At 71.1% G+C, this 19,879-nt stretch carries 16 protein-coding genes and 1 tRNA gene; 12 read left to right on the forward strand and 5 right to left on the reverse strand.

Going from position 1 to position 19,879, the window contains the following annotated elements; genetic code table 11:
• The first annotated feature begins 49 nt into the window (after positions 1 to 49).
• The 3 genes from PLL68_RS06140 (at position 50) to PLL68_RS06150 (ending at position 3,604) form a co-directional block, all read left to right on the forward strand.
• Positions 50 to 490, forward strand: a complete 441-nt coding sequence (locus PLL68_RS06140) for a hypothetical protein (protein ID WP_324532643.1) — start codon at positions 50 to 52, stop codon at positions 488 to 490.
• 46 nt (positions 491 to 536) lie between these two features.
• The gene (locus tag PLL68_RS06145) at positions 537 to 2,714 is read left to right on the forward strand and encodes an eCIS core domain-containing protein (RefSeq protein WP_324532645.1); all 2,178 of its coding nucleotides are present in this window, start codon (positions 537 to 539) and stop codon (positions 2,712 to 2,714) included.
• Positions 2,715 to 2,830: 116 nt separating this feature from the next.
• Positions 2,831 to 3,604, forward strand: coding sequence for a hypothetical protein (locus PLL68_RS06150; protein ID WP_324532647.1), 774 nt, complete (start codon positions 2,831 to 2,833; stop codon positions 3,602 to 3,604).
• On the opposite strand, the gene PLL68_RS06155 is transcribed toward PLL68_RS06150, so the two are convergent.
• On the reverse strand, positions 3,601 to 4,203 hold the full coding sequence (locus tag PLL68_RS06155; protein ID WP_324532649.1) for a DUF4126 domain-containing protein: 603 nt from the start codon (positions 4,201 to 4,203) through the stop codon (positions 3,601 to 3,603). The two genes, PLL68_RS06150 and PLL68_RS06155, sit on opposite strands and share 4 nt — an antisense overlap.
• 129 nt (positions 4,204 to 4,332) lie before the next feature.
• On the opposite strand from PLL68_RS06155, the gene metG reads away from it, so the two are divergent.
• From metG to PLL68_RS06185, 6 genes are all read left to right on the forward strand, one after another.
• Positions 4,333 to 6,138, forward strand: a complete 1,806-nt coding sequence (metG, locus tag PLL68_RS06160) for a methionine--tRNA ligase (protein ID WP_324532651.1) — start codon at positions 4,333 to 4,335, stop codon at positions 6,136 to 6,138.
• Positions 6,135 to 7,016, forward strand: coding sequence for a TatD family hydrolase (locus PLL68_RS06165; RefSeq protein ID WP_324532653.1), 882 nt, complete (start codon positions 6,135 to 6,137; stop codon positions 7,014 to 7,016). The genes metG and PLL68_RS06165 overlap by 4 nt, the downstream gene beginning before the upstream one ends.
• 282 nt (positions 7,017 to 7,298) lie before the next feature.
• Entirely contained in the window at positions 7,299 to 8,438 is a 1,140-nt protein-coding gene (locus PLL68_RS06170; RefSeq protein ID WP_324532655.1) for a resuscitation-promoting factor, read from the forward strand.
• An 82-nt stretch (positions 8,439 to 8,520) separates the two neighbouring features.
• Positions 8,521 to 9,396 (forward strand): 16S rRNA (adenine(1518)-N(6)/adenine(1519)-N(6))-dimethyltransferase RsmA, encoded by an 876-nt coding sequence (rsmA, locus tag PLL68_RS06175; RefSeq protein ID WP_324532657.1) that lies wholly within the window; start codon positions 8,521 to 8,523, stop codon positions 9,394 to 9,396.
• 19 nt (positions 9,397 to 9,415) lie between these two features.
• Complete coding sequence (locus PLL68_RS06180; protein ID WP_324532659.1) at positions 9,416 to 10,345, forward strand: 4-(cytidine 5'-diphospho)-2-C-methyl-D-erythritol kinase; 930 nt, start codon at positions 9,416 to 9,418, stop codon at positions 10,343 to 10,345.
• Complete coding sequence (locus PLL68_RS06185) at positions 10,345 to 12,240, forward strand: ABC-F family ATP-binding cassette domain-containing protein (RefSeq protein WP_324532661.1); 1,896 nt, start codon at positions 10,345 to 10,347, stop codon at positions 12,238 to 12,240. Before PLL68_RS06180 ends, PLL68_RS06185 begins: the two co-directional genes overlap by 1 nt.
• Here PLL68_RS06185 and PLL68_RS06190 read toward each other — a convergent pair.
• Positions 12,207 to 14,906, reverse strand: coding sequence for an AMP-binding protein (locus PLL68_RS06190; RefSeq protein ID WP_324532662.1), 2,700 nt, complete (start codon positions 14,904 to 14,906; stop codon positions 12,207 to 12,209). The genes PLL68_RS06185 and PLL68_RS06190 overlap by 34 nt on opposite strands.
• A 104-nt stretch (positions 14,907 to 15,010) precedes the next feature.
• The gene (locus tag PLL68_RS06195) at positions 15,011 to 15,511 is read right to left on the reverse strand and encodes a MarR family winged helix-turn-helix transcriptional regulator (RefSeq protein ID WP_324532664.1); all 501 of its coding nucleotides are present in this window, start codon (positions 15,509 to 15,511) and stop codon (positions 15,011 to 15,013) included.
• Between the two features lie 105 nt (positions 15,512 to 15,616).
• On the opposite strand from PLL68_RS06195, the gene PLL68_RS06200 reads away from it, so the two are divergent.
• Complete coding sequence (locus PLL68_RS06200; protein ID WP_324532666.1) at positions 15,617 to 16,426, forward strand: methyltransferase domain-containing protein; 810 nt, start codon at positions 15,617 to 15,619, stop codon at positions 16,424 to 16,426.
• Positions 16,427 to 16,454: 28 nt separating this feature from the next.
• Here PLL68_RS06200 and PLL68_RS06205 read toward each other — a convergent pair whose 3' ends face one another.
• Positions 16,455 to 17,057 (reverse strand): TetR/AcrR family transcriptional regulator, encoded by a 603-nt coding sequence (locus PLL68_RS06205; protein WP_211675800.1) that lies wholly within the window; start codon positions 17,055 to 17,057, stop codon positions 16,455 to 16,457.
• A 113-nt stretch (positions 17,058 to 17,170) separates the two neighbouring features.
• Between PLL68_RS06205 and PLL68_RS06210 the strand changes: the two genes are divergently transcribed.
• Both PLL68_RS06210 and PLL68_RS06215 read left to right on the forward strand, forming a co-directional pair.
• Positions 17,171 to 17,249: transfer RNA gene (locus PLL68_RS06210), tRNA-Gln, on the forward strand.
• A gap of 203 nt (positions 17,250 to 17,452) precedes the next feature.
• A complete protein-coding gene (locus PLL68_RS06215) occupies positions 17,453 to 18,277 on the forward strand; it encodes an undecaprenyl-diphosphate phosphatase (RefSeq protein WP_324532668.1) in 825 nt (274 codons plus the stop codon).
• A gap of 40 nt (positions 18,278 to 18,317) precedes the next feature.
• Here PLL68_RS06215 and PLL68_RS06220 read toward each other — a convergent pair whose 3' ends face one another.
• Positions 18,318 to 19,613, reverse strand: a complete 1,296-nt coding sequence (locus PLL68_RS06220) for a hemolysin family protein (RefSeq protein ID WP_324532670.1) — start codon at positions 19,611 to 19,613, stop codon at positions 18,318 to 18,320.
• Positions 19,614 to 19,879: the final 266 nt, after the last annotated feature.

The following is a 19,879-nucleotide window of genomic DNA, read 5'->3' on the forward strand; positions in this document are numbered from 1 at the left end:
GAATTGCCTGTGAACAGGTTTTGGCATCCCGCCTCAGATGGAGACAGTCATGTCCGAGCAAGAACCACAAGCCCCCGCGGGCTCGTTCGCGGAGCACCTCGCCCAATCCCCCTCCGCGGCCCTGTCGGGCGGCCAGTCGAACAAGGTGGAGCTGTTCGTCCAGGGCGGGTCCATCGGATGGCTCGGTGAGGACAGCGGGCAGTGGGCCGTGGTCACCAGTCAGGACGCCGCAGTGCCCCTGAAGGCCTACGTCCACACCGACGGCGTCCTGTACTACTGCAACGCCGGCGACGACTCCCGCTACCTGTCGGTCAGCGACGGGTACCACTACGTCGGCTTCTACAACTGGGTCGGCGCGCGCGGATGGACGCTGAACGGCGGCGTGCTCACGTCGCTGTACACCAATGCCCCGTTGTCGATCTACTCGACCGGCAACGGCTATCTGTACGCGAACAGCGGCTACACGCCGGTGACCGTCCAGTTCCACTGACCGCCCAGTCCCAGACATCGCCGATGCCGGCGTGAGGAGTTCCGTCGTGGAATCAACCAGGAAACAGGCAAACCACGGCGGACTCCGTCTGGACGCCGGCGTTCGACGTCTTCTCGAGGACGCCTTCGACATCGACCTGGCCTCGGTGCGGGTCCACACCGGCACTCGGGCAGATGCCGTTGCCAGGTCGATGCACGCCGATGCGTTCGCGGTCGGACCCCGGCTCTACTTCCGGGAGGGAGCCTACGACCCGGCGAGCGAGCACGGGCTGTGGTTGCTCGCCCACGAGATCGCCCACGTCATCCAGCAGGCGCACGGGTGGGTGGGGCCGTCCGGCCCTCGCCGCCGACTCGAGCGGCAGGCCGACCTGGCCGCGGACAGGATCACCTCCGGGCGGCGGGCAGCGATGGGGTGGCTCGAGGCGATCCCGCCGCACCGTGCAGCCGGACCCGTGACCATCCAGTGTCATGCCTCGTGGGAGCACCGGTTGCTGGGGGACGCCTCGGCGGCTGACCTGGGCCGCCTGGAGTACGGCTCCACCGACCGGCCGGCAGCACTGCAGGCCCTTCGCGACTTCCTCGAGATCTGGCACCACGACCCGGACCACGTCACCCCGGAGGAGATCGCCGGGCGCTGCCCCGGGGTGCGCACCCTGACCTTGCGCGCCAGCGGCCTGCTCGTCACCTACGGCGAGCTGAACACCTTGCCGGACTACCTCTCCGACCCCACGGCGATGGACAGCCTGCCCCGCGACATCCTCCTACCCATCCTGCAGGCGGTGCGGCAGGAGGGGTATGCCAACGCCCGGCAGCTCCTGGGCAACGAGGACCCGTTCCCCATCTTCGACGGCGCGGTCGCCATGCACCTGGCCAACGGGACGCTGAACGACATCTGGGAGTCGATGTGGCTCAACGACCTCACGGCGAACCTGCCCCAGGGCCAGCCGCCGGACTCCTCGCTGAGCCACACGGACGCCTACTCGGCCCTGCTCGCGCGCAACGCCTGCCACTTCGCACCGCATTCCTGGTACCGGTGGGCGCAGTCATACGACCTGGCACTGCACAAGGCGCAGGAAGCCCACCGAACCGGCGATCCAGAGGCTGCTCGCGCCGCCTGGATCCTCCACGGGTACGCCGACCACTTCCTCCAGGACTCGTTCGCTGCGGGCCACCTGATCAACAAGACCCTGGTCATGCAGTGGTTCGTCGAGTGGGCGGCGCCGACCTGGTTCGAGAAGGTGCCGGACTGGGTCGAGCTGCAGACCATGACGACGGCTCGACAGCCGCTGATCTCGGGGCCGGGTCTCTACGACCCGTCGGACCCCGGAGTGGTGCGCGACCCGCAGACCGCTCAGGAGCAGGGTTCGCGCGACGCTCGGCTCACGATGTCCGGCGTCGGCGCGGATGCCGCCAACGGCATCCCCCGTGACACCGCCTACCAGAACTACCTCATGTTCCTCACCAGCACCGTGGCCCAGTCCGCGCCGCTCGCGCTGCACGACGACCTCAACAAGAGCGGGCTGCTCGTCGCCTCGAGGGACCAGCCCACCGCGTACCAGGTCTTCGGTGACAACACGATGCTGAACGGCGGTGCCGGTCTGGTGATCGCCAGCGACACCGCCCACCTGTCGCAACAGTCCATCCGGGACGTCCTGGACACGGGCACGACGACGGTCACCCGCGAGCTGATCCAGAGCCGGTTCCCGACCGTCGCGAGAGCCGCGTCGGGTGACCTGCTCCCGCTGCGGGAGTGGAACGCCTCGCTGAAGGGCCGTGCCTTCACCGCCTTCGAGAGCGTTCACGACATCGTCCTCGGCTCGCTCCAGCCGCGGATGGGCCACGTCTCGCAGGACCTGAGTCATGTCGTCGTCCAGCTCTCCTACCAGGGGAAGCAGGGCTACCTGGGGCGAGATGCCGATAACTGGGGCCGGCTCGTGGGCCGCGACGACGCCACGAGGTTGCGACTGCGGATGGTCGACGGCCAGAACTACTACGGGACCGACGACGACTGGTGGCTGTCCGTCGGCACCACGGGAACCCGGGCCGGGTACGTCTCCTTCTACTGGTGGAACAACTGCGGGCACCCTGACTGGAGGTACGACCGGACCACCAAGCGCCTCACGTCGTCGTACTCCTCACGTGCCGGGATGTCGATCCGGGACGACGGCTACGTCTACTGCTGGCCGTCCTACCCCGCTGCCGACGTCGAGCTGCAGGAGGTGTAGCCCAGGACCAAGACCGACCGGCCAGGAGGCACGACACGTGACCCTCGCGCGGTGGGGCGGCACGTCGACCCGGAGGTGGCCGCCTACCATGGCGGTTCCGACGTGAGGAGAGCACAGTGGAGACCGGATCCGGCCTGCGGACCATGGCAGCGACCGCAACCGTGCTGGTGGCCCTGGCCGTCGGGGGCTGCAACCGCGACGCCGAGGGGACCGAGACGGCATCCCCCACGGGGTCCGCGACGGCCAGCACCTCGACGAGCCCGACTCCCACCCCGAGCCCGTCGTCGTCGCTGCCGACGGTCGGTGAGGTCTACCGGCAGGCTCGCACCGCTGCCCTGGCTGCCCCGTCGGGGCACGTGGTCGGCACGCAGACCCGCGATGGGGCCCCGGTCACCGTTGACGTCGAGGGCAACGCCAACGGCTCGAACCAGACGGTCTTCATCACCACACCCTCGGGTGGCCAGGCCGAGGTCATCACCGTCGGAGCCGACCACTGGCTCGGGGGCGACGAGGAGTTCTGGGTCGAGCAGACCGGTGATCCGGCCGCTGGCTCCGGGATGGTCGGCAAGTACGTCGCCATCAGCGAGTCCGACGCCACCGAGCTCGGCTCCTTCACCCTGCGCACCATGCTCACCGAGACCTTCGGGCTGCCGGAGATCGCGGCTCTCGAGACGGACGCCTCCCCGGTGGAGGAGAGCGAGGTCGACGGGAAGGCGGTGTACATCCTCGGCGAGGCCGACGGGGCCCGACTCTGGGTGCTGGCCGACGGCAGCGCCACCCTCGTGCGCGCGGTCGGGCCGTCGACCGCCCCGGCCGACCTCGTGTTCAGCGACTGGGGCCGGGCCCAGACCTTCACCACGCCGCCGGCGTCGATGGTCGTCGAGGGCTAGCCGGGCTGGTACGCGGGATCGCGCCGCGTCCGCCGCCAGCGACGAACCTTCAGCCACATCCAGATCAGGAGCCAGGCGAGCAGGCCCAGCGCGATGATGACGAGCACCGGGGCGATGAGTGCGATGACCGTCAGGCCGAGGGAGGCGCCGTCCTCGATCGTCGACGCGACGGGTGCGCCGACTCCCGCGGTGCCGGCGTTGATCACGGGGCGAGAGGCCATCTTGCCCGTGTGGACCAGCCCCGAGATGATCACCCCGAGCACCACCGAGACCCAGGGGTTGTCCTGCATCCACGCCGAGTTGTCGACCTCGGATGCCGCGGTGGAGGCGGCGAAGATCAACCCACCCATGCTGGGGCGGATGAACGTCTGGATCGTGTCGTTGACCGTGTCGACGGCGGGGATCTTGTCCAGGACGATCTCGGCGAGCAGGAGGGCGGAGCCGATGCCGATGGCCCAGTTGCTGTCGATCCACTCGTACCCCGCGGGCAGGGTGATGAGGTCCGTGAAGCGCGAGACCAAAGCCACGACGAGAAACGGGATGTAGGCGTTGAGCCCTGCCGCGGCGGACAGGCCCATTCCGGTGAGGGCAGCGAGCACGGTCTTCCTTCCTTCGCACCCGCGACCGCTCCACGCGGACGCGCCGTCAGTGCAACGCAGGACCCCTCGAGCGTAGTCCCGGGATGGGCGGTGGGGGAGTGCAGCGCCGGGCACCTAGGATCGGTCCCCATGAAGGTCCTCTCCGCTGTTGCCTGGCCGTACGCGAACGGCCCCCGACACCTCGGTCACATCGCCGGGTTCGGGGTCCCCTCTGACGTCTTCAGCCGCTACATGCGGATGGCGGGGCACGACGTGCTGATGGTGAGCGGCTCCGACGAGCACGGCACCCCGATCCTCGTGCTGGCCGACAAGGCAGGGGTCACCCCGACGGAGTTCGTCGCGAGGAACCACGCCATCATCGCCGGTGAGCTCGCCGACCTCGGCTGCACCTACGACCTGTACACCCGCACGACGACCGCCAACCACTACGCCGTCGCCCAGGAGCTGTTCACGAGGGTCTGGGAGAACGGGTACATGGTCGAGCGCACCCAACGCGGGGCGATCTCGCCGACCACGGGCCGCACCCTGCCCGACCGCTACATCGAGGGCACCTGCCCGCTGTGCGGCTATGGCGAGGCGCGCGGCGACCAGTGCGACAACTGCGGCAACCAGCTCGAGCCCGAGGACCTCATCAACCCGCGCAGCAAGATCAATGGGGAGACCCCGGAGTTCATCGAGACCCAGCACTTCTTCCTCGACCTCCCCGCGCTCGCCGATGCACTGCGCGAGTGGCTCGCCGGGCGTGAGGCCTCGGGCACCTGGCGCCCCAACGTCATCAAGTTCAGCCTCAACATCCTCGACGACATCAAGCCGCGTGCGATGACCCGCGACATCGACTGGGGCATCCCGGTGCCACTCGACGGGTGGCGCGACCAGCCGACGAAGCGGCTCTACGTCTGGTTCGACGCCGTCATCGGCTACCTCTCGGCGTCGATCGAGTGGGCCCGGCGCTCGGGCGACCCCGAGGCGTGGCGCCTGTGGTGGAACGCCGGTGCCGGCGGGGACCAGCAGGTCTCGTACTACTTCATGGGCAAGGACAACATCACCTTTCACTCCCAGATCTGGCCGGCGGAGCTGCTCGGGTATGCCGGTCGCGGCGACCGGGGTGGCGAACCGGGAGTCTTCGGCAAGCTCAACCTGCCCACGGAGGTGGTCTCGAGCGAGTTCCTCACCTTCGGTGACCGGCAGTTCTCCACCAGCCGCGGTGACGTGATCTACGTGCGGGACGTCCTGGACAAGTACGGACCCGATGCGATCCGGTTCTACATCTGCGCGGCCGGCCCGGAGAACCAGGACTCGGCCTTCACCTGGCGGGACTTCGTCCAGCGCAACAACTCCGAGCTCGTCGCCGGCTGGGGCAACCTCGTCTCGCGCACGGCCGCGATGGTCGCCAAGAACTTCGGCGAGATTCCGCAGCCCGGGCCGCTCGAGGACATCGACATCGAGGTGCGGGACACGGTCACCGGTGCGTTCGCCACGGTCGGTGCCCTGCTGGAGCGCAACCGGGTCAAGGCCGCGCTTGCCGAGACGATGCGGATCGTCGGCGAGGTCAACGCGTACGTCTCGCGCACCGAGCCCTTCAAGCTCAAGGGTGAGGACGAGCGCGAGCGGCTGGCCACGGTGCTCCACACCCTGATCCAGAGCGTCTCCGACCTCAACACCATGCTCGCGCCGTTCCTGCCGCATGCCGCGAACCGGGTGCACCTCGCCCTCGGCGGGGTGGGGGAGTTCGTCCCCATGCCGGTGCTCACCGACGTCGTCGGTCTCGACGACGGCGACTCGGATCGCAGCTACCCGGTGATCACGGGCGACTACTCCGGCACCCCGCGGTGGGAGTCGACGCCCGTGCTGGTCGGCGCTCCGGTGGTCAAGCCGGCGCCGGTGTTCACCAAGCTCGATGAGGCCGAGGTGCTCCAGGAGTGGGGCCTGTCGTGACGCCCCGTGCGGAGGCCGCCCCTGAGCGGGTCCCCACGGCACCGGATCCACTGCCGGTTCCGGTCGTCGACAACCACACCCACCTGGACATCACCCGGGACGGCACCGAGGTGTCGGTCGAGGCTCTTGGCCCCGTGCTGGCGGCAGCGGCCGACGTCGGCGTCGACCGGCTGGTGCAGATCGGGTGCGACCTGCCCGGGGCGCGGTTCGCCGTCGCCGCGGCCGAGCACCACGCCGGGGTGCTCGCGGGAGTTGCCCTGCACCCCAACGAGGTTCCCGGGCTTGCTGCGACGGGGGAGTTGACGGCGGCGTATGCCGAGATCGAGCGTCTCGCAGCCCACCCGCGGGTTCGGGTCGTCGGCGAGAGCGGCCTGGACTACTTCCGGACCGGGCCCGACGGTGTCCCGGTGCAGCAGGAGTCCTTCCGGTGGCACATCGACCTCGCGAAGCGTCTCGGCAAGGCGTTGCAGGTCCACGACCGTGACAGCCACGACGACGTGGTGCGCATCCTCGACGAGGAGGGGGCGCCGCCGGCCACGGTGATGCACTGCTTCTCCGGCGGGCCGGAGCTGGCGCGGCAGTGCGTCGAGCGCGGTTACCACCTGTCCTTCAGCGGAACCGTCACCTTCAAGAACGCGACGGCCCTGCGCGACGCCCTGGCCGTGACACCGCTCGACCTCCTGCTCGTGGAGACCGACGCGCCCTACCTCACGCCGCACCCGTGGCGCGGCGCGACGAACTCACCGGCCCTGGTGCCCCTCACGGTGCGGGTGATGGCCGGGGTCCTCGGCGTCGCGGTGCCCACCCTGTGCGAGGCCCTCAGCGACAACGCCGAGCGTCTCTACGGCCCGTGGTCAGCGCCGTTCGCCGCACCGTGACGCGGATCTCGTTACTGGTGGGGCTCGTGCGACAGATGTGCTGCGTGAGGCGCGCCGAGCCCTGCATGACCGTTACCAAAATTTGACCTTCACCCGCTGACTCCGTCACGCTGGAGGGAATGGCCGGGGCCGAAACGCCTCGGACGGCACGTACGACCACCCTGATCGCCGCCGGTGTCGGCAGGGAAGGTGTCTGCGTGCGACGCCCCGGCGACGGGTCGTCAGGGCCGCCTGCGGCCGCGTCCGAGATCGGTGCCCGGAGATCACGAACACTGGAGAACCGTGCTTTTCACCCGCCCCCTTCGTCATGTCGCCCAAGGTGTCGCTGCCCTCGTCATCGCTGGCGGTGCCGTCGGCATCGCCCACGCGGACAAGGCAGTCGAGGTCACCGTCGACGGTCAGCCCACCTCGGTGCACGTCTTCGGCAGCACCGTCGCCGACGTCCTTGCCAAGCAGGACATCACCGTCGGCCCGCACGACGACGTGGTGCCCTCCCTGGACACCCCGGTCAGCGACGGCGACCGCATCTCGGTGCGCTACGGCCGCCTCCTCACGGTGACCGTTGACGGTGAGACGACCGAGCGCTGGACCACGGCCACCACGGTTGACGGCGCCCTGACCGAGCTGAACATCCGCGCCGACGGTGCGGCCCTGACGGCATCGCGTTCGCAGAGCCTGGGCCGGGACGGCCTCACCCTGGCGGTCACCACGCCGAAGAACGTCACGGTCGTCGCCGACGGCAAGACCCGCAAGGTCACCACGACGAGCCAGACCGTGTTCGGCGTCCTGGCCGAGCTCGACGTCGCCAAGCGCACGGCGGACGTCGTGTCCCCGGTCATGCCGACCTCGGTCGAGGACGGCATGAAGATCACCCTGAAGCGCGTGGACGTCAAGACCGAGACCGCGAAGCAGGCCATCGCGTTCACGACGACCAAGCAGAAGGACTCGAGCCTCTACAAGGGCCAGACCAAGGTCGTCACCAAGGGCAAGAAGGGCGCCAAGACCGTCGTCAGCCAGGTCACCTACGTCGACGGCAAGAAGACGAGCGCCAAGGTCGTCAAGAGCACGGTCACCACCAAGCCCGTCGCGGCCGTCGTCAAGGTCGGCACCAAGGCCCGCCCTGCGTCCACCACCACGAGCAGCGGCGGCGGTGGCAGCACCTCGGGTGCCGGCATCAACACCGCCCGCGCCGCCATGTGGGACCGGATCGCCCAGTGCGAGTCCGGTGGCCGCTGGAACATCAACACCGGCAACGGCTACTACGGCGGTCTGCAGTTCGCCACCGCGTCCTGGCTGGCCATGGGTGGCGACGACTTCGCCCCCCGCGCCGACCTCGCATCGCGCGCCGAGCAGATCACCATCGCCAACCGCTACTACGCGCGGGCCGGCCTCTCCCCGTGGGGCTGCGCGCACGCAGCCTGATCAACGACCTCATCACGACCTCGGATGCCGGGTCGACGCCTCGCGTCGGCCCGGCACCGTGCGTCGTGGTTAGGGTGAGCGCATGTCCGACGACCACGAGGTGAGCCTGCTGGGGGCAGGTGAGATCCGCGACCTCGCCGCGCGCCACGGCATCCGCCCGACCAAGCAGTGGGGGCAGAACTTCGTCGTCGACGGCAACACCGTCCGGCGCATCGTGCGGGTCGCGGGTGTCGGGCCGGGTGACACGGTCATCGAGGTGGGTCCGGGCCTGGGCTCGTTGACCCTGGCCCTGCTGCCGGAGGTCGACCGGGTCGTCGCGATCGAGGTCGACCCGGTGCTGGCCGCAGCGCTCCCCGAGACGGTCGCCCAGCACGCGCCCACCCTCGTCGACCGCCTCGACGTGGTGCAGGCCGACGCCCTCACCGTGACCGAGCTGCCCGGGCCCGCGCCGACGGCCCTCGTCGCGAACCTGCCCTACAACGTGTCCGTGCCGGTGGTCCTGCGCTTCCTCGAGCTGTTCCCCACGGTGCGCACGATCCTCGTCATGGTCCAGCTCGAGGTTGCCGAGCGGCTCGCGGCGGGCCCTGGTTCCAAGACGTACGGGGTGCCGAGCGTCAAGGCCGCCTGGTACGCCGACGTGCGGCTCGCCGGCCGGGTACCGCGCAGCGTCTTCTGGCCGGTGCCGAACGTCGACTCCGGACTCGTCGCCCTGACCCGCCGCGAACCACCGGTCACCGACGCCACCCGGCAGGAGGTCTTCGCCTGCGTCGACGCGGCCTTCGCGCAGCGCCGCAAGACCCTGCGCGCTGCCCTCGCCTCGTGGGCGGGGTCACCCGCGCTCGCCGAGGCTGCCCTGACGGCGGCGGGAGTTGACCCCCGCACCCGTGGGGAGCAGCTCGACGTCGCAACCTTCGCCGCGGTCGCCTCCGCTCGGGTCCAGGCGGTGCAGGGGCCCTGAAGCACTTTAGGGTGGGGACATGACCTCGGCTCCCCTCGTCCCCGCCCCGGTGACGGTCCGGGTGCCGGCCAAGGTCAACCTCGAGCTGCTCGTCGGCCCGCGCCGCCCCGACGGCTACCACGCACTGTCCACGGTGTTCCAGGCGGTGAGCCTCTACGACGACGTCACCGTGGCTGCCGCCGAAGACTGGGGTGTCACCGTCTCCGGGCCACTCGCGGCGGGGGTGCCCGAGGACGGCGACAACCTCGCCATGCGCGCGGCACGGCTCGTGGAGGCCCACTTCGACATCGACCCGGTGCACATCGCCATCCGCAAGGGCATCCCGGTGGCGGGCGGGATGGCCGGCGGGTCGGCGGATGCCGCAGCGACCCTCGTCGCGCTCGACCACCTCTGGGACCTCGACCTGGACCGCGAAGAGCTGGAGGACCTCGCCAGCGAGCTCGGCAGCGACGTGCCCTTCCTCATCGCCGGGGGCACGGCGATGGGCAGCGGGCGCGGTGAGCTCCTCGCACCCGTGCTCGCCCGGGGCACCTACCACTGGGTGTTCGCGCTCGCCGAGGGCGGGCTGTCCACGCCGGCCGTCTACGCCGAGTGCGATCGGCTGCGTGCCGACGAGGAGGTGCCGGACCCCGCGCCCACTGCCGCCCTCATGAGCGCCCTGCGCACCGGCGACCCCCACGAGCTCGCACCGCAGCTGTCCAACGACCTGCAGGCGGCGTCGCTGTCGCTGCGGCCCGATCTCGCCGAGGTGCTCGCCGCGGGCATGGAGTACGGAGCCCTCGGCGGCATCGTCTCCGGCTCCGGCCCGACGACGGCCTTCCTCGTCGAGAACAACGAGGCCGGCATCGACCTCGCCGTCGCGCTCACGGCCAGCGGCGTCGTGCGCGACGTGCGGCGCGCCAGCGGCCCGGTCCACGGCGCCCACGTGATCCACCAGCGGACCGACTAGTGGCCAACCTCGTCTCGGTCGAGCGGGCCTCCCTCGCGCTCGGCACCGCCCAGGTCCTCGATGGCGTCTCGCTCGGGGTCGGTGGCGGCGACCGCATCGGCATCGTCGGCCGCAACGGCGGTGGCAAGACCACCCTCCTGCGCGTGCTTTCGGGCACCCGGGGCGTCGACACCGGGCGGGTGGCCCGGGTGGGCGGGCTGACCGTCGGGGTGCTGACCCAGGACGACGGACTCGACCCGGCAGCCACCGTGCACGAGACCGTCATCGGTGACCTCCCCGAGCACGAGTGGGCCGCCAGCGCCCGCATTCGCGACGTCCTCACCGGGTTGCTCGGTGGGCTCGACGCACCCGTCGTCGGCGGGATGGATGCCCCGGTGGGGCCGTTGTCCGGTGGCGAGCGCCGACGGGTGGCCCTGGCGGCCCTGCTCGTCTCCGCGCCCGACCTGCTGCTGCTCGACGAACCGACCAACCACCTCGACGTCGAAGGGGTGGCCTGGCTGGCCGACCACCTCGTGCGCCAGCACGCTCGGCCGGACAACGCCGTCGTCGCGATCACCCACGACCGCTGGTTCCTCGACGCGATCGCCACCCAGACCTGGGAGGTCGACTCCGGCCAGGTCTTCGCCTACGAGGGCGGCTACGCGGCCTACGTGCTGGCCAAGGCCGAACGCGAGCGGATGGCCGGGGTGATCGCCGAGCGCCGTGACAACCTCCTTCGCAAGGAGCTCGCCTGGCTGCGGCGCGGACCACCGGCGCGCACGAGCAAGCCCAAGTTCCGGATCGACGCGGCCAACGCCCTCATCGCCGACGAGCCCCCGGCCCGTGACGGCGTCGAGCTCATGCGGTTCGCCACGACCCGTCTCGGCAAGGACGTCGTCGACCTCATCGACGCCCGGATCAGCGTCGGCGACCGGGTGCTGCTCGACCACGTCACCTGGCGCCTGGCACCCGGCGAGCGCACCGGCATCGTCGGCGTCAACGGCGCCGGCAAGTCGACCTTGCTGCGCGCCATCGCGGGGGACGTCGCGCTCGCCGCGGGCAAGCGCAAGGTCGGTGTCACCGTGCGCCTGGCGGTGCTCTCGCAGGAGGTTCGCGAGCTCGAGAAGTGGTCCGACCGCCGGGTCATCGAGGCCGTCGAGGACGTGCGCGCGGTGGTGCGCTTCGGCGCCAAGGAGCTCACGGCATCCCAGCTCGCGCAGCGGCTCGGGTTCACCGGGCCCCGCCAGCAGACGCGCGTCGGCGACCTCTCCGGTGGTGAGCGGCGGCGCCTGCAGCTGACCCGCCTCCTCATGGACGAGCCGAACGTGTTGCTGCTCGACGAGCCGACCAACGACCTGGACATCGAGACGCTGACCTCCCTGGAAGACCTCCTCGACGGGTGGGCGGGCACCCTCATCGTCGTCTCCCACGACCGCTACCTCCTCGAGCGCGTGTGTGACCGACAGGTTGCGCTGCTCGGCGACGGCCGCCTGCGCGAGCTGCCCGGGGGCGTCGAGGAGTACCTTCGCCTGCGCGCCGCCGCGGCCGGTGGTCCGGCCTCGACCTGGGATGCCGGGCGGTCGGCTGCCGCTGCCGTCGCGACGGCGGCTGCGGTCTCGGCGTCGGCCGGGCCGGGGTCTGCAGGGACAGCGGGTGGTGGGCAGACGGCATCCACGACGCCGGCCGTGCCGGCGGCGTCGCCGGCCGAGGCCCGTGAGGCCCGCAAGACGATGGCCCGGGTCGAGAAGCAGCTGAGCCGCCTCGCCGACCGCGAGGCGAAGCTGCACGCCGCGATGCTCACGGCAGCCACCGACCACGCCCGGGTGCTCGTGCTCAACCGCGAGCTGCGCGAGATCGTCGACGAGCGCGAGGACCTCGAGCTTCAGTGGCTGGAGGCCGCCGAGATCATCGGCTGATCTGCGTTGCGGTGCGCGGCCGGCCGAGTGCCCCGCGCCCACCTGCCACGGGCGGCGCGCGCCAGGCCGGGGCCGCGGGTCCACACCCACCAGTAGGCGACACCGGCCACGAGGCCACCCAGGTAGCCGAGCCACGGGGTCGAGCGGGTCTCCTGGAGCACGTGCCAGTGCAGCACGTAGATGAACAGCGAGCTCGCGGCGAGCACCTGCACCAGCGGCACGAGCCCACGGGGCACTCGCAGGGTCGGCACCCAGATGACGAGCAGGGCCGCGGTGAGGGTGAGCAGGTCACGCTTGGGGTTGCCCGAGAAGGTGCCGACGGTGGGGATCGCGACGGCCGTGACGAGCACCCGCTGACCCAGCCCCTGCGCCTTGGCAGCGGCCCAGCCCAGGCAGAACAACCACGAGACGACGAGCGCGGAGCCCTGCATGTGCGGCACGGGCGGGAAGAGCAGGCCCTTCCACCACAGCATCCCGACGCCCGACAGCGCCAGCGGCAGCGCGAACGGGTGCCGACGCTCGAGGCGGTCGCCCCACGGCGTCGCGACGACGGCGGTGACGAGGAGAAGCACGAACACCGCCGACTCGATGAACCAGAACCGCCAGTCGGGGCCGAGCCGCTCCTGCCCGAACACCCAGTTGAGCAGGGTCATGGTCGACCACGCGTACTGCCCGATGAGCAGGTGGGCGCCGACGATGACGACGAGCGCCGGCGCGGCGATGCGGCGCACCGCGGTGAGCAGGCCGCGCACGCGCTCGGTGCGCGGTGCCTCGCCGAGCCGGAAGCGGGCCAGGTTCCAGCCGACGAGCACGAGCAGGGCGTGGGCCGTGCCCTGGAGCCTGAAGACGTGGGCGTGGGTGCCGACGATGAGCACGATGGCGACGGCTCGCAGCACGACGCTCGTCTCGACGGAACGGGTGGACAGCGCCCGGCGCAGGCGGGCGCGCAGGGTGTGCAGCGTGCCGTCGGGTGCCGGCCGTCGGCCGTTGCCGGATGCCGCCCGGCCGGCTTTGGTGGCCTGCTCGGCTTCCAGCGCCTCGAGGTCGCGCAGCGTCAGCAGGTGCCAGTTCGTCGGCAGGTGTCCGAGGTGGTCCTCGACGTGCAGCGACACCTCGACGTAGGACAGCGAGTCACCGCCGAGGGAGGCGAAGGAGTCCTCCGGTGAGACCGATGCCAGCCCGAGCGCGGCGGCGTACCGCTCGCGCAGGGACCACGTGGTGGCCGGCGCCTCGGTCGTGGCCGCGGCCGCCAGGTCGGTCAGCGTGGCGTAGTCGACCTTGCCGCTGCTCAGGTGGGGCAGCGCGTCCAGGCCGAGGTCGGCGGCGGTCAGCACCTGCACGCACCGCGTCGGGATGCCGGCTGCCTGCGCCGCGCGCTCGGCCAGCCTCCTGTGGTCGCCCGAGGTGGGGCCCGGTGCGCAGGCGAGCGTGACGGCATCCGGCGCGGCGAGGCACCGCACGTCGTGCCCCTCGGTGCGCAGGGTGCGCTCGACGTGGTCGAGGTCGACCCGGTGCCCGAGAACCTTGGCGACGCGCGACCGGCGGCCGGTGATCTCGAGCAGACCGGCATCCGTGATGCGGCCGAGGTCACCGGTGTGCAGGCGCTCGACGGTTCGCCCCAGCGCGAGGTCGGCGGCGCTGTCGGCGTAGCCGAGCATGACGTTGGGCCCGCAGTAGACGACCTCGCCGTCGACGACCTCGAGGGACCCGCCGGCCACGGCCACGCCGACCGTGGTGGGGTGCTCGGCGGCGAGGTCGGGGGGCAGGTAGGCCATCCGCGCGGTCGCCTCGGTCTGGCCGTACATGACGAACAGGTCGAAGCCCCGCTGGCGCCCGAGGGTGGCCAGCTCGACGACACGGTGCGGGTCCATCCGGCCGCCGGCCTGCGTGACGGTGCGCAGGTGCGGGAGGTCCATCGTGGCGAAACCGACGCGGTCGAGCAGCTCGAAGGTGTGGGGGACCCCGGCCAGGGCGGTCACGCCGCTTTCGCGTGCGAGCGTCCAGAAGCACTCGTCGGCCACCGAGAGGTCGGTGAGCACGATCGACGCCCCGACGAGCAGGTGGCTGTGCACGATGCTCAGGCCGTAGCAGTAGTGCAGCGGCAGGCTGGTGAGCGCTCGGTCGCTCGCGCGGATGCCGAGGGCCGAGGCGATCGCCTCGGCGTTGCTGCGCAGGTTCTCGTGGGAGAGCCGCACCAGGCGGGGCGAGCCGCTCGAGCCGCTCGTGCTCATGAGCAGGGCGAGGTCGGGGTGCAGGTGGTGAGCTGCGTTCTCGCGGTGGTGCTGGATCGCAGGAGTGCCGCCGCCGGTGGAGCTGACGGTGATGTCGGGGTCCCAGGCGGCGGCCAGGGCCAACGCAGGGGAGCCGGGCGGGGTGAGCAGCACGACGTGACCGGCTTCGTGGGCCGCGAGGTAGCCGACGAGGGTGTCGAGGTCGTTGGCGCCGTGGACGTGCACGAGTCGCCGCTCACCGGCGAGGATGCCGGCCGCGCTCGCCACCCGCTGGGCGAGCTCACCGCGCGTCAGCGTCCTCAGCCGCCCGTCCCTGCCCCGCACGTGCACGGCGTCCGCGGAGTCAGGTGCCGCCCGCCAGCTCAGGGCCGTACCCGGCCCCGACTGCGCGGGGTGCACCTGAACCCGCGGGGGAGCAGCGGCGGTGGGAGGCACGAACCGAGGGTATGGAGGTAAGGCTTACCTACACAACTCGGATCGGTGTGAGATGCGCCCGGGCCTCGGCGGCATCACGAAGGACGCCAGATGCCGGATGCCGGTCAGCCCGCGTCGGTCTCGAAGGGGTGCAACAGGCGACGCAGCAGGGCGGCCAGGTCATCGCGCTCGGTGCCTGAGAGCTCTGCGAGGAGCTGGTGCTCGTGGGCGAGGAGGTCGGCGAGGGCGGCATCCACGACGTCCATGCCCGTGGGGGTGAGCCGGACCAGGACTCCGCGCCGGTCCGTGGGGTCGGGGTGGCGCTCGACATAGCCACGGGCGGCGAGCCGGTCGACGCGGTTGGTCATCGTCCCGCTCGTCACGAGGGTCTCGGTGACGAGCTGCCCGGGGCTGAGCTCGTAGGGCGTGCCGGCCCGGCGCAGCGCCGACAGGACGTCGAACTCCCACCCGTCGAGGCCGTGCTCGGCGAAGGCCGTGCCGCGGGCCCGATCGAGGCGTCGGGCCAGGCGGGACACCCGGCTGAAGACCTCGAGGGGCGCCACGTCGAGCCCGGGACGCTCCCGGCGCCACGCGGAGACGATACGGTCGACATCGTCAGCGGCCATGAGGCCGACTCTACTGCCCGTCAAGTTTCTTGACATCGAGACACCGGCGCCGTCCACGGATCCACCAGGTTCACCACACGAGGCGCCCGACCCGAGGAGCACGGCATGAGCGAGCACGTGAGCTGGGACCCCACCGCCTATGGCCGGTTCTCGGCCGAACGCAGCAGGCCCTTCGCCGACCTGCTCGCCCAGGTGCGCACCGAGGACCCCGCGGTCGTCGTCGACCTCGGGTGCGGCCACGGCCCGGCCACCCTCATGCTGGGTGAGCTCTGGCCGCAGGCCCGCGTCATCGGCGTCGACGCGTCCGAGGCAATGCTCGAGTCCGCCCGCGCCCTCGACGACGCCGGCCGGGTCGAGTGGGTGCAGGCCGACCTGCGTGAGTGGGACCCGGCCTCCCTCGGTGTGGCCCCGGACGTCATCATCGCCAACTCCACCCTCCAGTGGATTCCCGGACACCTCGACCTGCTCGACACCTGGGTCGAGGCGCTTGACCCCGGCGGGTGGCTGGGGCTGCAGGTGCCCGGCAACTTCGACGCCCCGAGCCACCGCCTCATGCGCGAGACGGCGGAGCAGCACGAGCGGGCCGGTGAGCTGGGTGCCGCCCTGGACCTGCCAGCGGTGGGGGAGCCGGCCACCTACCTGCGCTACCTCACCCGACTGGGCTGCACGGTCCACGCCTGGGAGACCACCTACCTGCACGTCCTGGACCCGGAGGGCGACGAGGACGACCCCGTGCTGAGCTGGGTCACGGCCACCGGGCTGCGGCCGGTGCTCGACATCCTCACCGAGGACGACGAGCGCGCTGCGTTCCTCGAGCCCTACACCGCGCTGCTCGCGGAGGCGTACCCGCGCACGCCGATCGGGGTGCTCTACCCGTTCCGCCGGGTCTTCGCGGTCGGCCAGAAGACGGGCTGACGCGCACCGGATGCCGTCCGGCCGGCCCTCAGGACGGGCTGGCGGTCAGGGTGGGCTTGGGTTCTAGGCCGGTCAGCCCGTTCCACGCGAGGTTGACGACGTGAGCGGCGACCTCGTGCTTCTTGAACTTGCGGGAGTCCAGCCACCACTGGCCGGTCAGCGCGATCATGCCGACGAGCATCTGCGCGTACATCGGGGCTGCCTTGGGGTCGAGCTTGTGGGACTTGAACTCGGCCGCGAGGATGTGCTCGACCTGGCTGGCGATGTCGCTCATGAGGCTGGCGAAGGAGCCGGTGGCCTGCCCGGTGGGGCTGTCCCGCACGAGGATCCGGAAGCCGTCGGTCGAGGTCTCGACGTAGCCGAGGAGGGCCAGGGCGGCCCGCTCGATGATCTCGCGCGAGGTGCCCTCGGAGGTCAGCGCTCCCTGCACCGCGCTGAGCAGGCTCTCGATCTCCCGGTCGACGACGACGGCGTACAGGCCCTCCTTGCCCCCGAAGTGCTCGTAGACGACGGGCTTGGACACCCCGGCCGAGGCGGCGATCTCCTCGATCGTCGTCCCCTCGAAACCCTTGTCGGCGAAGTGCTTGCGACCCACCCCGATGAGCTGCTCGCGACGCTCGCGCCCGGTCATCCGGGCACGGCTGGTCTTGGGGGGCTTGGCCGAGGCAGGGGCAGTCACCCTGTCATTGTGCCCGGCTCAGTCCATTACCCTCACCGTATGCCGTGCGCCGCCGTGCGCACCGGTCCCCGGTTGGTCTGCTGGTAGGGCCCGCCTGACTTTGAATCAGGACAAGCGACGTAGGTTCGATTCCTACCCGGGGAGCTGGCGCAGCGAAGCAAGCCAGCACCCCGGGTAGGAATCTTGGGAGCGACACCGCGCGACCGACGAAGGAGGTCGGGCGGAGGCGCGGCTCCTACCCGGGGAGCCATGTGGGCAGAGCCACGCGGGCCGAGCCCGCGAGGCGGGCACCAGGCCGGCCGGACGGCATCCGAGCCCACGAGGCCCGCTGTGCCACGATGGGGCGTGTGACGTGGTTCGAAGCAATTGTCCTGGGCATCGTGCAGGGGCTGACCGAATTCCTCCCCATCTCCTCGAGCGCCCACCTCCTGATCGTCGGGCAGTTGTTCTTCGACGGACGTGACCCGGGGGCGGCGTTCACGGCGGTCACCCAGATCGGCACCGAGTCGGCGGTCATCGTCTACTTCGCCAAGGACATCTGGCGGATCATCTCGCGGTGGAGCCTGGCCCTGGTCGGCAAGCTGCCACAGAGCGACCCCGACGTGCGGATGGGCTGGATGGTCATCGTCGGCTCGCTCCCGATCGCCGTCCTCGGCCTGCTCTTCGAGGGCGCCATCGACAGCGGCCTGCGCAACCTGTGGATCACGGCGGCCATGCTCGCCGGGGTGGCCATCGTGCTGGCCGTGGCCGACCGCGTCGCCAGGAACGAGCGCACCATCGACCAGCTGACGTGGAAGCACGCGATCTCCCTGGGGTTCTGGCAGGCGCTGGCCCTGATCCCCGGGGTCTCCCGCTCGGGCGCGACGATCTCGGGTGGGCTCTTCATGGGCTACCGCCGCGAGGTCGCTGCCCGGTACGCCTTCCTGCTCGCGGTGCCCGCTGTCATGGCCTCGGGGCTTTACAAGCTCAAGGACATCGGTGACGACGCCACCGCGGCGTGGGGTCCGACCCTGCTCGCGACGGTGATCGCCTTCGGCATCGGCTACGTGGTCATCGCCTGGCTGCTCAAGTACGTCGCGAGCCACACGTTCACGATCTTCGTCGTCTACCGGCTCGCCCTCGCCGCCGTGCTCGTCGGCCTGCTGGCCACGGGCACCATCGCCGCGACGTGACCGGATGCCGTCCGCGTCGGTGCGCGGACGGCATCCCTGATCATTCGGCCGGGTCCGAGGGCTCCGGCTTCTGGGTGCGGCGGAAGGCCACCCTGCTCGCGACGAGACCGGCGATCTCGAGCACCTCGATCTGCCAGCCGTCGACCGTGACGGTGTCGCCGGCCCGGCGCGGGACCTGGCCGAGGGCATCCATGACCAGTCCGTTGACCGTCGTGTAGTCCCGGTGTGCGGGGGTCAGGTCGATCCCGACGTCGGGCAGGTCGTGCAGGGGGAAGCCGCCGGGGACGACGACGGCGCCGTCCTCGAGGCGCCTGGCGGTGGACAGGTCCCGGTCGGTCTCGTCGTAGATCTCGCCGACGACCTCCTCGAGCAGGTCCTCCAGCGTGACGATGCCGTCGGGTGCCCCGTATTCGTCGAGGACGATCGCGAGATGGTGGCGCTGCTGCTTGAACTGGCGCAGCGCCTCGATGACGCGCAGGGTGTCGGGCAGGTACAGCGCTGGGGTCACGACGGTGGAGACTGCCGCGTCACGTCCACGGTGGACGTTCGACCAGTGCACCACCCCGACGACGTCGTCGAGGTGGCCACGGCGGGTGACCGGCGCCCTCGAGTGACCGGCCGCGGCCAGCTCCTCCAGCGCCTGGCTGATCGTGAGGTCCGCGCCGAGCGTGAAGACCGACCGTCGCGGAACCATCACCTCGCGCAGCAGGCGGGTGTCGAGGTCCAAGGCGCCGCTGAGGATCTCGCGCTGCTCCTCGTGGAGCGTCTGCTGGCTGGAGACCAGGTGCGCGAGCTCCTCGCGCGTCATCTCGGCCTCGCCGGCGTCAGGACTGACCCCGGCGAGGCGGACCACGAGGTTGCTCGCCGCGCTCAGCATCCTCACCAAGGGGCTGGTGACCCGGGACAACACGTCGATGGGGCCGACCGCGATCATGGCCCACGGCAGGGCCCGCTGCATGGCGATGCGCTTGGGAGCCAGCTCACCGAGCACGAGCGTGACCACGGTGAGGATCGCCGTGACCATGGCGATGGCGACGGCCTCGGCCGCACCGCCGAGCACGGACAGGTAAGGCACGAGGGGCGCGGCCAGGGACACGGCCGCGGCTGCGGATGCCAGAAACCCGGCGAGCGTGATGCCGATCTGGATCGTGGCCAGGAAGCGGTTGGGGTCGCGGGCGAGGGCGACGAGGCGTTTGCCCCGTGCGGTGCCTTCACGTTCGAGCTGGGCCAGCTGGCTCTCGCGCAGGGAGACCAGGGCCATCTCGCTGCCCGAGAAGGCGGCGTTGACCAGGACGAGCACCCCGACGAGGCCGAGGTTCAGCCACAGCCCGTTCACGGCTGGACCAACGAGTGGTGGACGGGGCGTCTGGCGGGATGGTGGGGGTCCATGGTCTTTCGGCGTCGGGGGCGGGGTTGTCGGGACAACGCCCGCACAGGCCCGACAGGTTCCGCGGTGTTCGGTGAACCTGGCCCGGAGTGCATGTCAGCCCGAGCGAGCCCTCACGAGGCTCGGAGAGCCTTGGTCCGCCGCACCTCCCGCTGACGCGCTCGAGAGCTCGGTGCAAGCCCACCGGATGGGTCAGCGGAAGCTTCCGGATCTGC

The sequence above is a fragment of the Ornithinibacter sp. genome (assembly GCF_035443565.1).
Classification (GTDB): domain Bacteria; phylum Actinomycetota; class Actinomycetes; order Actinomycetales; family Dermatophilaceae; genus Fodinibacter.